The sequence below is a fragment of the Mycobacterium liflandii genome (assembly GCF_022354805.1).
Taxonomy (GTDB): domain Bacteria; phylum Actinomycetota; class Actinomycetes; order Mycobacteriales; family Mycobacteriaceae; genus Mycobacterium; species Mycobacterium marinum.
In genome coordinates this window covers 2765489-2780599 of record NZ_CP023138.1, presented here as the reverse complement: position 1 = coordinate 2780599, position 15111 = coordinate 2765489, and the positions used below count along the sequence as shown (strand labels likewise).

Annotated in this window: 13 protein-coding genes and 1 pseudogene; 5 read left to right on the top strand and 9 right to left on the bottom strand. The window is 65.2% G+C overall.

Annotated features, from left to right (window positions below):
• Positions 1-166 precede the first annotated feature (166 nt).
• Positions 167-859: a manganese-binding transcriptional regulator MntR gene (mntR, locus tag CKW46_RS12490; RefSeq protein WP_015355274.1), complete on the top strand. Its 693-nt coding sequence runs from the start codon at positions 167-169 to the stop codon at positions 857-859.
• Positions 860-875: 16 nt separating this feature from the next.
• Here the strand turns inward: mntR and CKW46_RS12485 are convergent, their stop codons facing one another.
• From CKW46_RS12485 to CKW46_RS12445, 9 genes and pseudogenes are all read right to left on the bottom strand, one after another.
• Positions 876-2114, bottom strand: a complete 1239-nt coding sequence (locus CKW46_RS12485; protein ID WP_015355273.1) for an acyl-CoA dehydrogenase family protein — start codon at positions 2112-2114, stop codon at positions 876-878.
• Between the two features lie 28 nt (positions 2115-2142).
• Complete coding sequence (locus CKW46_RS12480; RefSeq protein WP_117436838.1) at positions 2143-3345, bottom strand: lipid-transfer protein; 1203 nt, start codon at positions 3343-3345, stop codon at positions 2143-2145.
• A gap of 106 nt (positions 3346-3451) precedes the next feature.
• Positions 3452-4357 (bottom strand): tRNA pseudouridine(55) synthase TruB, encoded by a 906-nt coding sequence (truB, locus tag CKW46_RS12475; RefSeq protein WP_482053212.1) that lies wholly within the window; start codon positions 4355-4357, stop codon positions 3452-3454.
• Positions 4354-5037 (bottom strand): 4'-phosphopantetheinyl transferase PptT, encoded by a 684-nt coding sequence (gene pptT, locus CKW46_RS12470; RefSeq protein WP_085981840.1) that lies wholly within the window; start codon positions 5035-5037, stop codon positions 4354-4356. The genes truB and pptT overlap by 4 nt, the downstream gene beginning before the upstream one ends.
• A complete protein-coding gene (pptH, locus tag CKW46_RS12465) occupies positions 5034-5927 on the bottom strand; it encodes an ACP phosphodiesterase PptH (protein ID WP_231389696.1) in 894 nt (297 codons plus the stop codon). Before pptH ends, pptT begins: the two co-directional genes overlap by 4 nt.
• Before the next feature lie 162 nt (positions 5928-6089).
• On the bottom strand, positions 6090-6662 hold the full coding sequence (locus CKW46_RS12460; protein WP_020788040.1) for an LppA family lipoprotein: 573 nt from the start codon (positions 6660-6662) through the stop codon (positions 6090-6092).
• Between the two features lie 57 nt (positions 6663-6719).
• Positions 6720-7292: an LppA family lipoprotein gene (locus tag CKW46_RS12455; RefSeq protein WP_482053211.1), complete on the bottom strand. Its 573-nt coding sequence runs from the start codon at positions 7290-7292 to the stop codon at positions 6720-6722.
• Positions 7292-8980: pseudogene (locus CKW46_RS12450) on the bottom strand (alpha/beta hydrolase family protein). Before CKW46_RS12450 ends, CKW46_RS12455 begins: the two are co-directional and overlap by 1 nt.
• Complete coding sequence (locus CKW46_RS12445; protein ID WP_117436835.1) at positions 8971-9282, bottom strand: WXG100 family type VII secretion target; 312 nt, start codon at positions 9280-9282, stop codon at positions 8971-8973. Before CKW46_RS12445 ends, CKW46_RS12450 begins: the two are co-directional and overlap by 10 nt.
• A 193-nt stretch (positions 9283-9475) precedes the next feature.
• Between CKW46_RS12445 and CKW46_RS12440 the strand changes: the two genes are divergently transcribed.
• From CKW46_RS12440 to CKW46_RS12425, 4 genes are all read left to right on the top strand, one after another.
• Entirely contained in the window at positions 9476-10051 is a 576-nt protein-coding gene (locus CKW46_RS12440; RefSeq protein ID WP_482053210.1) for a DUF3558 domain-containing protein, read from the top strand.
• Positions 10052-10082: 31 nt separating this feature from the next.
• On the top strand, positions 10083-11795 hold the full coding sequence (locus CKW46_RS12435; protein WP_482053209.1) for a CocE/NonD family hydrolase: 1713 nt from the start codon (positions 10083-10085) through the stop codon (positions 11793-11795).
• A gap of 751 nt (positions 11796-12546) precedes the next feature.
• Positions 12547-14337: a glycoside hydrolase family 65 protein gene (locus CKW46_RS12430; RefSeq protein ID WP_252872523.1), complete on the top strand. Its 1791-nt coding sequence runs from the start codon at positions 12547-12549 to the stop codon at positions 14335-14337.
• Positions 14334-14954 carry a glycosyl hydrolase family 65 domain-containing protein gene (locus tag CKW46_RS12425; RefSeq protein WP_499019165.1) on the top strand — a complete coding sequence of 207 codons (621 nt, stop codon included), beginning with the start codon at positions 14334-14336 and terminating at the stop codon, positions 14952-14954. Before CKW46_RS12430 ends, CKW46_RS12425 begins: the two co-directional genes overlap by 4 nt.
• Positions 14955-15111 lie beyond the last annotated feature (157 nt).

The following is a 15111-nucleotide window of genomic DNA, read 5'->3' as shown; positions in this document are numbered from 1 at the left end:
CGGCGCGATGGGACCGCGGCGTACAGCATCGCTGGGGTTGGCGGGTCTTGCCGGCACTGTCCGAGCGGGTTCGGAGCGCGCTCGGACGGTCATCGGGGCCCACCGGGACACGCTCGTTTGGCGGGCTGGACCGCCGATCAGGCGTGGGTTGCCTAAACTTTCTCCTGTGAGGGCTGACGAGGAGCCTGGCGGTCTCACCACGGTTGCCCAGGACTATCTGAAAGTCATTTGGACGGCGCAGGAGTGGTCGCGGGAAAGGGTCAGCACCAAGATGCTGGCGGAGAAGATCGGCGTGTCGGCCAGCACCGCTTCGGAGTCGATACGCAAACTCGCCGAGCAGGGCTTGGTCGACCACGAAAAGTACGGTGCAGTGACCCTGACCGACTCGGGGCGGCGAGCCGCGCTGACGATGGTGCGCCGGCACCGGCTCTTGGAAACCTTCCTGGTCAATGAGCTCGGCTACGGCTGGGATGAGGTGCACGACGAGGCCGAGGTGCTCGAGCACGCGGTATCGGATCGCCTGGTGGCCCGGATCGACGCGAAGCTGGGCTTCCCGCGGCGGGATCCCCATGGTGATCCCATTCCCGCCTCCGACGGGCAAGTGCCCACCCCACCGGCCCGCCAGCTGTGGGCCTGTCGGGATGGTGACACCGCGACCGTGGCACGCATATCCGATGCCGACCCGGAGATGCTGCGGTATTTCGACAGTGTCGGGATCAACCTCGACTCGCAGCTGCGGGTCCTGACCCGGCGTGAGTTCGCCGGCATGATCTCGGTGGCGATCGAATCGGCCGACGGCGCCGCGAACACGGTCGATTTGGGGAGCCCCGCGGCGCGAGCGATCTGGGTGGTGGCCTGATCGGTCTGATCCGACCTCAGCCAAGAAGGCCCTTGGCGATGTGAGTTACCTGGACCTCATTGCTTCCGGCATAGATCATCAGCGACTTTGCATCGCACGCAAGCTGTTCCACCCGGTACTCGGCCATGTAGCCGTTGCCGCCAAATAACTGGACGGCCTCCATCGCGACGTCGGTGGCGGCTTCGGAGGAGTACAGCTTGATCGCCGACGCTTCGGCCAGTGTCGGTTCCCTGCCCGCCTTGAGCTTCTCGAGTGTCTGAAAGACCATGTTCTCGACGTTGATTCGGGCCACCTCCATCTTGGCCAGCTTGAGCTGGATCAGTTGGAACTGCCCGATGTTCTTGCCCCACAACGTACGAGTCTTTGCGTAGTCCACGCACAATCGGTGACATTCGTTGATGATGCCCAGCGCCATCAGCGCCACCCCGAGACGTTCCACGGCGAAATTGGCACGGGCGCTCTCACGTCCGTCACCGTCGCCGTGGTGTTCACTCTCGCCGAGCAGACGGTCCGGAGTCAGCCGCACGTTGTCGAAGAACAACTCACCGGTCGGCGAGGACATCATGCCCATTTTCTTGAATGGCTTGCCTTGCGTGAGGCCTGCCATACCCGATTCGAGCACAAAGATGAGTACCGGCCGGTCCCGCCGGTCCGAGGACGTGGCTCCGGCCTCGTCGAGTTTGGCGTACACCAACAACACGTCGGCGTAAGGACCGTTGGTGATGAAAGTCTTCTGACCGTTGAGGATGTAGTCGGCGCCGTCACGTTTGACGTGAGTCTTCATGCCGCCGAACGCATCCGAGTCGGAATCCGGCTCGGTGATCGCCCAAGCCGCGACCTTTTCCAGCGTCATCAACTCGGGCAACCAGCGCTGCTTCTGCGCCAGCGTGCCGCGGCTCATGATGGTCGCCGCGCCCAATCCAAGGCTCACCGCGACCGTGCTCAGCAAGCCGATGCTGACTCCGGCGAGCTCGGACACCAGCACCGCGGCCATCGACGCCTGGGGCCCCAGGCCACCCGAACCGCTGGTTCGGTGCCGCTTTTCGCCTTGGTTGGCGCGCTCGGCGTCCAATATCGACTTGACCGATTCGGCGGCCAGCACATCCAAACCGAACTGACTGAACAGCTTGCGCATGATCGGATACGGCGATAGCGCACCGGTTTCCAGTTCATCCAGATTTGGCCGAATCTCCCTGTCGATGAATTGACGAACCGCGTCGCGCATCATCAGATCTGTGTCGGACCACTCGATCATCGGAGCCGCCTCGCCGCCCGCTCGCCGCTCAGCGTTCGGCGCGCTGGTAGGCGGTGACCACGGCGGCGCCACCGAGCCCGATATTGTGCTGTAGCGCGGCCGTGACGTTGTCGACCTGCCTCCTGTCGGCGGTGCCACGAAGCTGCCAGGTGAGTTCGCAGCACTGGGCCAGACCGGTCGCACCGAGCGGATGCCCCTTGGAGATCAGCCCACCCGAAGGGTTGACCACCCAACGTCCGCCGTAGGTGGTGTCGCCGTTGTCGATCAGTTTGGGCGCCTCACCTTGGCCACACAGGCCCAGCGCTTCGTAGAGCAACAACTCGTTGGCCGAGAAGCAGTCGTGCAGCTCGATCACTTGAAAGTCTTCGGGGCCAAGTCCAGATTGTTGGTAAACGCGCTGTGCCGCTTGAATATTCATGTCGTATCCGATGAGGTTCTTGGCGCTGCCGTCGAAGGTCGACGCGAAGTCGGTGGTCATGGCCTGGCCGACGATCTCGACCGCTCGCCCGGCCAGCCCGTGGCTGTCGACGAAGGATTCCGACGCCAGGATCGCCGCCCCCGAGCCGTCTGAGGTCGGCGAACACTGCAGCTTGGTGAGTGGTTCGTAGATCATCCGCGACGCCAGGATGTCGTCGAGCGTGTAGGCCTCCTGGAACTGCGCGAACGGGTTGTTGACCGAATGCTTGTGGTTCTTGAAGCCAATCTTGGCGAAGTGCTCGGCCGTGCTGCCGTACTGCTGCATGTGTTCGCGTCCGGCGGCCCCAAACATCCAGGGAGCCACCGGAAACGCGAATTCGGCTATTTGGGCCAGCGCCTTGACGTGTTTGTCCATCGGTTGCGTGCGGTCGTCGTAGGACGAGGACAGCGAGCCCGGCTTCATCTTCTCGAAGCCCAGCGCGACGGTGCAGTCGGCGAGTCCGCCGCGGATCGCCTGTGCCGCCAGGAACAACGCGGTGGAACCGGTGGAGCAGTTGTTGTTGACGTTGACGACCGGAATGCCCGTCATACCCAGCTCGTAGACCGCCCGCTGACCCGACGTCGACTCTCCATAGACATAGCCGACGTAGGCGTGCTCGACTTCGCGGTACTCGATGCCGGCGTCATTGAGCGCGTTGGTTCCCGACTCGCGCGCCATGTCGGGATAATCCCAGCCTTCACGAAGACCCGGCTTCTCAAACTTCGTCATACCGACGCCGATGACAAAAACCCTGTTCGACCCGTTGTTAGGCATCTTTACCCCTACTACCCTTCCAGGCCCCCCTTAGCGGCTGAAAGGCCGGAACGACCCCTCTTGCACAGTGTGCAACCCGGCCGCATCGACTTTAGGGGCAGGTCCCCTACATCGTCGCCGGGCGGATCACCACCACCGACTTGGTGCGGCGCCCCTCGTCGCGCAACAGCGCAATCACCCGGCCATCGGCATCGCTGGCGGCGTAGATGCCGTCGATTCCGGCCGGTTCAAGGGGACGACCGTTGCCCACGGACTGAGATTCGTCGACGGTGAGGTCGCGGCGCGGAAACATCAGCAGGCAGGCCTGATCGAGGGTCAGGCTCAGCGCCGGCCGCTCGGCCAGCTCGTCGAGTGACGCGGCCTGGGACAGGTCGAAGTGACTAACGCGAGTGCGCCGCAGCGACGTCAAATGGCCGCCCACATCGAGCGCCGCACCAAGATCGCGCGCCAGGGCGCGGATGTAGGTCCCTGACGAGCAGTCGACTTCGACGTCGATATCGATCACATCGGCGCCGCGCCGAAGATCCATCAGCTCGAATCGGTCGATGCGCACCGGGCGCGCCGCAAGCTCGACCGTCTGGCCTTCCCGGGCCAGTTGATACGCGCGCCGGCCGTCCACCTTGATCGCGCTGACCGCCGACGGAACTTGTCTGATGTCGCCAGTCAAATCCAAGATCGCCGCCGCGATTGCCTCGGGTGCGACATGTTCGGCGGACACCGAGGCCAGCGGCTCGCCTTCGGCGTCCTCGGTGGAGGTCGTCTGGCCCAACCGGATGGTGGCGGCGTACGACTTCGACGTGGCGGTCAGCAGGCCAAGGATCTTGGTGGCACGCTCGATGCCGATCACCAGCACACCGGTGGCCATCGGGTCCAGGGTTCCCGCGTGGCCGACCCGGCGGGTGCCAAAGATCCTGCGGCAGCGCCCAACCACGTCGTGGCTGGTCATTGCGCCCGGCTTGTCGACCACAACGATGCCCGGGCAAAAGCCGGGACCGGCGTTCTGCCGGCTCATAGCACGATCGCGGTCAGCACCAGCCCGCGCTCAACCGACCATCGACCGTGAAGTGTCGTCAGGGGCGGGCCCCACAGCGCACTCGGATCGATCAAGATGCGGGAGACAAAGCGGCCGCTCCGCCCCGAGTCGTCGGCCTCGAACGTGATGTGCGCGTCCTCGAATCCCAGCCACCGATTGGTCAGCGGAAACCATACTTTGTAGGTTGCTTCCTTGGCGCAGAACAGTATGCGGTCCCAGTGCAGGCCGTCCGGCATTGCCGACGGTATCTCGTCGCGCTCTTCGGGCAGGCTGATCGCATCGAGCACGCCGTTGGGCAACACGTCATGCGGTTCGGCGTCGATGCCCACCGAACGCACCGCGGCGCTGCGACCGACCACGGCACCGCGGTAGCCCGAGCAGTGGGTGAGGCTACCCACCACGCCGTCGGGCCAGCACGGTTGCCCCTTGTCGCCCTTGAGAATCGGCACCGGCGGCACACCGAGGTCGCCCAACGCGACGCGAGCACAGTGGCGGACGGTGATGAACTCGTTGCGCCGCTTGGCAACCGACCTGGCGATCAGTGGTTCCTCTTCGGGCAGCGGCACCAGGCCGGGCGGGTCCGAGTACAGCTCCGCATACGCCAGATCATCGACCACGGTGCCGGGTAGAACCGACGAGACCAACATGCTGATTGTCACCGCTCCTGCCGCTGCCGCAGTCTTTCCCGGAACTTGGTGGCCTGCGCCCTCATCTCCGGAGTGATCACGAAATGACCGCCGAAGTCGTTGAGGTACCCCGGCGCGTACTGGGGGTCCGGCAACACCTGACGCAGCCAGCTGTAGGGCTTGCGTCGACGCCATTCCCGCGGGTAGCCCACCGACACCTCTTCAAAGCGCACGCCGTCATGCCATGTGGTGCGCGGGATGTGCAGATGGCCGTAGACCGAACACAGCGCGTTGTAGCGGGTATGCCAGTCGGCCGTCTTGGTGGTTCCACACCACATCGAGAATTCCGGGTAGAACATCGCGTCACACGGTTCGCGCAGCAGCGGGAAGTGATTCACCAGCACGGTGGGCTGCATCCAGTCGAGCTGTTCGAGACGGGCGCGGGTAGCGGCAACCCGCTCGCGGCACCAGGCATCCCGGGTGGCATAGGGCTCGGGCGAGAGCAGGAATTCGTCGGTGGCCACCACATTGCGTTGCTTGGCGATGGCCATACCCTCGGCTTTGGTGGTCGCGCCGCTGGGCAGAAACGAGTAGTCGTACAGCAAGAACATCGGCACGATGGTGGCCGGGCCACCCCGTTCGGTCCATACCGGGAAGGGGTGCTCGGGTGTCACCACGCCCATTTCGTCGCACATGTTGACCAGGTAGTCATAGCGCGCCCGGCCAAAAATCTGCATCGGATCGCGGGTGGTGGTCCAAAGCTCATGGTTTCCGGGCACCCAGATCACCTTTGCGAATCGCCGCCGCAGCAAGTCCAGCGACCAACGAATCTCGTCGGTGCGCTCGGCAACGTCGCCGGCGACGATCAGCCAGTCCTCTGGCGAGGAGGGGTACAGCGACTCGGTGACCGGCTTGTTGCCCATATGACCGGTGTGCAGATCGGAGACAGCCCACAACGTCGGCTGCGCCCCGCCGGTCGATTCGTGTCCTGTCACGACTCACCAGCCTAACGACCCGGTGAAGTGGAGACGAAATCCTTGGGTCCCGCACACCTCGGGCGCAGCGGCGGGGTTCAAGGCCCCAGGCTAAGGGGTCGGCGGTGGGCTGGGTGTGTCGGTCTCACTGATCCGGCAGTCCGACTGCGCCGTGAGCGATGAGGCCACCTGGGTGCCCAGTTTGAACTCGACGCCCCCGTGCCCAGCGAGGTAGACGTCATGGTCACCCGGCTTGTCCTTCATCACCCCAAAGGTGGTGGCACCGAACTGCTGCCCACCATCTTTGACAATCCGAACAGCCTGCGGCCACTTGTCGTCGGGAATCGGCCCGCTGAATCCGACCATGAAATACGCCGTTCTGGCCCTGGTCCACTCGTAATCGCCTCCACACCCATTCCAGCTGTCCACATCCATCGACCAGGTCAACCCCGGCACCAGGGCCGCGATCGCATCGGCCATCCGGGTCACCGCGGCGCGGTACTGATCCTTGGCCGCCTCCAACGAAGGCTTGGCCCGCAACGGGTTCTCCAGTTCAGCAACCTTCTCCGGACTCAACGGGCCCTCCTGCTCACCACCACGCCCAAGACCACCAGAACCACTGGAACCACATCCCAGCACCAGCACACAAACCAGCGCCAGCAACCCCACCAGCCGCCACCGCATCAATACCCCCCTTCACACCGCTGCGGCAAGCGCCGACAAGCACCGTCCGGCAACCGGCTACGGGGGCGGCGGTGGGCTGGGTGTGTCGGTTTCACTGATCCGGCAGTCCGACTGCGCCGTGAGCGATGAGGCCACCTGGGTGCCCAGTTTGAACTCGACGCCCCCGTGCCCAGCGAGGTAGACGTCATGGTCACCCGGCTTGTCCTTCATCACCCCAAAGGTGGTGGCGCCGAACTGCTGCCCACCATCTTTGACAATCCGAACAGCCTGCGGCCACTTGTCGTCGGGAATCGGCCCGCTGAATCCGACCATGAAATACGCCATTCTGGCGTTGGTCCAGACGTACTCGCCACCGCAATGATTCCAGCTGTCCACATCCATCGACCAGGTCAACCCCGGCACCAGAGCCGCGATCGCATCGGCCATCCGGGTCACCGCGGCGCGGTACTGATCCTTGGCCGCCTCCAACGAAGGCTTGGCCCGCAACGGGTTCTCCAGTTCAGCAACCTTCTCCGGACTCAACGGGCCCTCCTGCTCACCACCACGCCCAAGACCACCAGAACCACTGGAACCGCACCCCAGCACCAGCACACAAACCAGCGCCAACAACCCCACCAGCCGCCACCGCATCAATGCCCTCCCGCCAATACGTGGCCGGGCGCTGCCGGCATCCCGCCGCCCAGAACCGGCGGAAGCAACGGCGCGCCGACCTTATTGTCCGGCAGCCCAGCGGCGATCGCCGCCAGGTTATAGCCCGACATCCGCAGCTGTGGCTGCCCGGCGGCATCTTGGAAGACTCGCGGATAATCACCATGGGCATACACCCCGTCCCGCCAGATCCCACCGGGATCGAAACCGGCCTGTGACGACAACTCCGTCAAGCCGGGAGTCAGATACGGGTCCGGCCCCCAACCGTGCAGCGGGGCCAGCGGGGCCACCACGCCGGTGATCAAATCGTGCGGCGCCTGCATGACATAAGCATGCCCGTGCTCGAGTCACAGTTGAGCCGGGCTGTAGAGCTCCAGGCCGGGTGAACCGTAGAACACGACATCGTTGACGGGATGCGCGCCATGGGCGTTGAGGTCCTGCAGGGCCAGCGACGCCGTCAACGAGCCATAGGAGTGCCCCAACACGGTGAGGTGGCCGGAGGGGTTATTGGCGCGCACCTGCTGCAAATACCTGGACAAATCGCCGGCGCCCGCACGTGCCTGCCCATCGGTCATGGTCTGCCACAGGTCACCCGCAGTTGCGGTGTCGAGCGGGTTGGGGGGCGGCTCATAGCCCATCCAGGCGATCGCGGCGACCGACGTCGGTTTGCCGGCATTCTTCAACTGCCGCATTTCTTCGCTTTGTAGATTCCGCGCCTCTGTGACCATGCCCGGCAGGGTGCCCCGGGTGGTGGAACCGACTCCGGGCACGGTCACCGAAACATTGGCTGCGGTGTCCGGATTACCCACAGCCACCGCAGCCAGCACCTGCTGGTGCGGGTCGTCCGGAACCCGCAACTGGGCCAGGTAGGTTTCCGGGGCGTTTCGCAGTGCCTGATCAACAGCATCTAGATCGCCCAGCCGGCCCTTGGCGGCGGTCAGCTGATCGCCAAGGGCGGCGAGCTGGCCCATCGCATCGCTGTCGAGGATGCCGTTGTTGTAGTCGCTGGCGCCCCGCGCCGCCAGCTGGTCATAGCGCCCCTGCAACTGCCCAATCCGGGCTCGCAGCTTGGCGCGTTCCTCACGCAACAGCTCCTCGTTGGCATCGCTGGCCCGCTAAGTCGGTGTCAGTCCCTCGGGTCCGACCGGCGCACCGGCCTCGGCCGGGATGGGCGAATCACCGTCGGCCATGTTGACCGCTGACGCCAATTCCTCGTCGATGGTGTTCGCCTCAACCACAATCGCCCCCAGGTCAGCCTGCAGCTCGGCTTGCTTGGCAAGCACCCGCGCCCATTCGGACTCGGTGTGGCGCAAGCCCGCAATCGGCACCACCCGGCTGCTCAGCGCATCGATCTGCAGTTCGGCGGCCGCGGCGGCATTGCGCAACGCGGCCAACTCCGATTGGACCTTCACAATCCCATCAGCGGCCCGATCCGCCGCCCTCGCAACTGCCAACGCTTCATTACCGTGGGCGTCGAGATCGCGGCGAAGTCCCGCGTTCTGATGCGCGGCAGCCTCGGCGGTCTTGCCACGGGAGTTGGCAAAAATCGACAGCGTGGCCAGCTGACGCGACACCTCCAAGCTCACCTGGGCTCGGGCGGTGGCCGCGTGGAACACCTCCCGAACCGCTTGCGCGTCCCACCGATCGATATCGGCGACCGTCAGCAACATCGCTCAAAACCAACGCCCACTTGGGCGAGCGCGCGGGCCCGCTCCTCCTCCGCCGCCGCATGCGCGACGGCGGCTTGATGCAGGCCGCGTGCATGATCGCCGATTCTGCTCAACAACGCCCTCGACATTTCCAACCAGTCGTCCATGGCGGCATTGAGAGCCAGCGCCGACGCGCCCTGCCACCCGGACTGAGCGGCCTGGATCCGATGATCGGACGACAAATGTCCGGCCGCCAAGTCCTCCCCCTGCCCGGTGACATGCGCCGCTGAGCGCACCCATTGCTCCGGGTTGATCTCAAACACCCAGACATTCTTGCGCTGGGCGCCACCAAGCGCACTTCATCGCGGGTCAGGGCGAAATTCGAGCTGCGCCACGCTCGAGTTGGCCACCAAGAAATCAACCCCCCGGACTAGAACAAGTTCTCGTTTGACTGTGGCGGCGCGGAGCCGACTTGTACACTCCGGGCAAAGGGACCGCCCAAAGGCAGGGGGTGTCGTGCTTACCAAAGTGCGTCTGGCCGGAGCGCTTGGCGCACTGGTCGCAGCGGCGGTGATCGGCTGGCAGGGCGTCGCGCCGGCCCCCACCAGAGGCGAAAACATCGATCTGCGCTCAACCACCGCGCCGCTGTCGAGCACGATGAAGAGCCCGATCGTGGAGACCAACAACGTACGCCCGTTCGACGCGTGCGAAGACATCCCGTTCGACGCCGTGCAGCGACTCGGTCTGGCCTACACGCCGCCTGAACACGAGGATGGGTTGCGGTGCCACTTCGATGCGGGCAACTACCAGATGGCCGTCGAAACGATCGTCTGGCACACCTACGCTCAGACCCTGCCGCCGGATGCCATCGAGACCACTATCGCGGGCCACCGGGCGGCTCAGTACTGGGTGATGAAGCCGACCTATCACAACAGCTTCTGGTTCTCCTCCTGCATGGTCACCTTCAAAACCAGCTACGGGGTGATCCAGCAGTCGCTCTACTACTCCACCGTCTACTCCGAGCCCGATGTCGACTGCCAGGCAACCAACCTGCAGCGGGCAAATGAACTTGCCTCCTACTACGTTTTCTAGCTCCGCTAGCGAGCGTGGCTAACCTGGGGATATGACCATCACTTCAACCGACGTCGGGCAGCCCACGCTGCGCGCCTTGACCAAACGAGTCGGCGGCAGCGCGGCCGGCGGCGCTCTCGGCGGCTTATTGGGCCTACCGCGCGCGACCACTCGCTACACCGTGAGCCGCGTCGGAGTCCCGATGCGCGACGGTGTCCACCTGGTGGCCGACCACTACTGCCCCACTACGTCGCGACCTGCCGGGACCGTGCTGGTCCGCGGACCCTACGGGCGCGGATTTCCGTTCTCGTTGGTGTTCGCCCGCCTGTATGCCGCCCGCGGCTACCACGTCGTGCTGCAGAGCGTGCGGGGAACCTTCGGGTCCGCCGGGCAGTTCGAGCCAATGGTCAACGAGGCGGCCGACGGCGCGGACACCGTCGAGTGGCTGCGCCGGCAGCCCTGGTTCACCGTCCGGTTCGCCACCATCGGGGTGTCCTACCTGGGGTTCACCCAGTGGGCGTTGTTGCAGGATCCGCCTCCGGAGCTGGCCGCGGCGGTGATCACCGCGGGCCCCCACGACTTGCGGTCCTCGGTCTGGGGCACCGGCTCGTTTGCCATCAACGACTTCCTGGGCTGGAGCGAGTTGGTCGCCCGCCAGGAGGATCCGGTGCGCATCCGGACCGGAATCCGCCAACTGACCGCCCCGCGCCGGGTGGCGCGAGCGGCGGCCGAATTACCGATGGGTGAATCGGCCAGGACGCTGCTCGGTACGGGGGCGCCGTGGTTCGAATCGTGGCTCGAGCACACCGACCACAGCGATCCGTTTTGGGACCGGATGCGCTCCCCGGACGCATTGGACCGGGTGCAGGTTCCGGTACTTCTGGTCGGCGGTTGGCAAGACGTCTTTGTGCAACAAACGTTGCAACAGTATCGGCATCTGCGCGACCGCGGCGTGGACGTCGCGCTGACCATCGGCCCCTGGACTCACTCGCAGCTACTCAGCAAAGGGCTGGCCGTCAGCGCACAAGAGACGTTGGACTGGCTCGACACCCACCTGGGCGGCACGGCCGAGTTGCGCCGGCCCGACGCGGTTCGCGTCTACGTGACCGGCGAGGGCTGGCGCCACCTTTCGGACTGGCCGCCGAAAACCACTGACCATGAGCTCTACCTGCACCCCACCGGCCGCCTCAGCGAGATCGCGCCGCCCGACGCAACGACACCGGCAACGTTCCGCTACGACCCCACCGATCCCACCCCGACCATCGGCGGCCCGCTGTTGTCCTCCAAAGCCGGCTATCGCAACGACAGTCGGCTCGCGTCACGCAATGACGTGCTCACCTTTACCGGCTCCGCGCTGACCCATGATCTGTGGATTCACGGGCACCCGGTGATCGAGTTGACCCACAGCTCGGACAATCCCAACGTCGACGTGTTTGTCCGGATCAGTGAGGTCGACAGCAACGGGCGATCCCGCAACGTCAGTGACGGTTACCAGCGACTGGGCGACGCGCCCGAAACGGTCCGCATCGAACTCGATCCGATCGCTCACCGCTTCAAGGCCGGCTCGCGTATTCGCGTCTTGATTGCGGGCAGCTGGTTCCCGCGTTATGCCCGCCACCTGGGCACCGACGAGCCGACCCTGACCGGACGGCAGGTGCAACCGGCCACCCACTCGGTGTACTTCGGCCAGTCGCGGCTGCTGCTGGGTGTCGACCAGTCAGCCAACGACATCACGGACGCGGGCAGCGACGAATCACCCGAATGACGCGTCCGCACGGGATCTGCGATTGAGACGAATTAGCCTGGCAGTCAATGCGATTCGGCCGAGAGAGCCGAAATGGCGGCTCGACGGGCTTGGCCCGGAGATGCGCCGACCGCGGATTGAAATGCGCAGTAGCGCAGTGCAGCACGTCAACGATCAATGAGCGCCCAACGCGGGCGCTAGCATCCCTGAACTCCTCCGCCGCGGCACGGTCGGTCAGCAAAATCTGGAGCCGGCGGTTTCCGCCTCTGCACCTCAATAGCACTGCTTTCCATAGCATTTGGGATATCTGCCCGTCATTGATTGCAGCGTCGCGCGATTTGGCTGGGGTGCAGACCCGCGCTGCCTGTGTGGTTCGCGTCCGCGACCGGCTCTGGGTATGCTCGGCTCCCGTCGAGTTCAAGACCGACTTGCTCACACGGCGCAAGCCGCCGGACCCGTACCGATTGAACGGGGTCAAGCCCACCCATGATGGAACTATTGACGATTTGGTGCGTTACATGATCGAGGTATTGACCAGTTGTTCGCTGGGCGGCGCGGGCGCTGTGGTGCCCACCGCCGCGCGATCCGCCCTCAGCGCAGCCGACTTCGGAGTCGAACGGCCCACCGTGCCGGGCGCACGACGTTCACCTGGGGGTTCGCTCACGTGAAGGCCGACCAGAATGCCCACCGGGCCGATGTGACCCCGGCGTTTCAGACTCGAGCGCGCCGCGGTCGGCTCTTAACCCGATTCTGCACCGTTGTTGCAGCCGGGATGCTGACCGCTTCCGCCGTGGCACCGAGCCAGGCGACCCCGGCAGCGGCCGATCGCTGCGATGGTGGACCAGGTTGGGAGTTCACGTCTGACGAGTTCGACAACTCGTATGGCCGGCACGCCTTCGTCGGCAACGGCTACCTGTCGCAACAAGTGCCGCCGGCGGGCATGGGGTATGCGCAGACCGGTGAGGAGACCGGATTCCCCCTCTTCACACCGCGTTTCGACGGCGCTTTCACCGCGGGCTTGTACTCCGCGGCTCCGACCAAGCAGAGCTCCGCGCCCCGGCGTGCCATCGCGGCGATACCCACGTGGTCGACGTTGGAGGTACAGCAAGGCGCCCACAAGTACTCGCCCGATGTGTCCCCGAAGCAGGTGTCGAATTTTCGGCAGACGCTCAACGTCAGGTGCGGGCTACTGCGCACGTCGTTGACGTGGACGACACCAGACGGGCGTGCGACGGACCTGGAGTACCAGGTGCTGGCCGATCGAGCGAACCCGCACGTCGGGGCGGTGCGCCTGAAGATGACGCCGCACTGGAGCGGACCGGCTCAGGTCGTCGACCGAATCGATGGGGCCGGAGCACGGCGGGTACAGCCGACCGGGTCTGGTGCCGACGAAAACACCATTCATGTCGGCTTTTCCACCGACGGGGTGGGTGTGAACGGCGCGGTCGCGTCAACGCTGCAGGCCGGTCCGTCAGCAAAGGTGCGCGAACACCACCACCGCGCCGACGGTCTGACCGCTGAGCATGCCGTCGATTTCCAAGTCGAGCCGGGTCACACCTACGAATTCGCAAAGTTCGTGGGCGTGGACACCAGGCGCCGAGATGCCTCGACCGCGGTGCGGTTCTCCCGGGATGCGGCCGAGCGCGGTTGGGGCAATGTGTTCGCGACGCATGCCGAGCAGTGGTCGCGGCTGTGGCGAAGCGACGTCCGAGTTGTCGGGCGTCCACAGCTGCAGGACGCGTTGCGTTCAACGAACTACGCCCTGCTGTCCAGCATCCGTGAGGGTCAGGCCAGCAGCGTCGCGCCGGCCGGGCTGAGCAGTGACAACTACGCCGGGCTGATCTTTTGGGATACCGAGCTGTGGATGTACCCGAATCTGCTGCTCGCGCACCCCGAAATCGCGCGCAACATCATCGATTACCGGGTGACAACGCTGCCGGCAGCGCGCCGTAACGCGCAATCGATCGGCGAGAAGGGCGCTTTCTACCCGTGGACGAGTGCGGACACCGGCGATGTATACGCCGACTGCCACAGCTGGGATCCGCCGCACTGCCTGACCCAAAACCATCTGCAAAGTGACGTCGGGTTTGCCATGTGGCAGTACTACCTGGCCACCGGCGACCGGCAATGGCTACGCCACGACGGCTGGCCGGTCCTGCAGGCGGTCGCCGAGTACTGGGCCGGCCGCGTGCGGGTCAATCGTGACGGGAGCTACTCGGTTGCCAACGTCGCCGGGCCCGACGAGTACAGCAACGGTGTCACCGATGGCGTGTTCACCAACGCGGGCGCCGCCATGGCGCTCACCCGCGCCACCGAAGCGGCGCGGCTGATTGGCGAAACGGCACCCCCGCGATGGGAACAGATCGCCGAACACACCTGCGGATTCCGTTCGACCAGAGCCACAAGGTGTTCATGCAGTACGACGGCTACCGAGACAGCACGATCAAGCAGGCCGACTCCGTATTGCTCCAATATCCGTTGGAGTGGCCGATGTTACGTGAAGCCGCGACCAACACCCTCGACTTCTACGCACCGCGCACCGACCCGGACGGTCCTGCCATGACGGATGCCGTGCACGCAATCGACGCGGCCGCCACCGGCGAACCGGGGTGTGCGACCAACACCTACCTGGACCGTTCCGTGCTGCCATACCTCAGAGCGCCATTCGCGCAGCTTTCGGAAACTCGCGATGACAGTGGCAGTGCGCGCACCGGGCCTCCGGCGTTTAGCTTCCTGACCGCCGGCGGCGGATTCACGCAGGTGTTCACCTTCGGTCTGACCGGCCTGCGACTGCGCGCCGACGGCATCGTCGTCGACTCGATGCTGCCGCCGCAGCTCGCCGACGGCGTGGAAGTTGCCAACCTGCATTGGCAGGGCCGCACCTTCGACATCGCCATCGGGCCCCAGACCACACAGGTCAGCCTTCGCGACGGTGAGCCATTCACGGTGCACGCCACGGACGGGGACCATGTGGTGAGCGCGCAAGAGCCGCTGGTCCTCCAGACCCGGCGCCCGGATCTCACACCGACCAGCGATGTCGCTCGGTGCCGACCCGCGACCGCCACATCGGAGGAGCCGGGACGGTACGCCGAGGCTGCGGTCGACGGCAACAACGCGACCAGCTGGGCGCCCAACGGAACCGCGGGCTCCCTCACTGTCGACTTGGGCCAGCCACGGTAGCTCACCAAGATCGCGACGACGTGGACTGATGTTGCGCCGAGCTCCTTGCGCCTGTTCACCTCCGTTGATGGTGAGCATTTCAGCGAAACGGGGACCGAGCTTACGCCGCCGCGGCTAGCCCGCTACGTGAAACTGGAAGTCACCGGGCCAGCGCAGC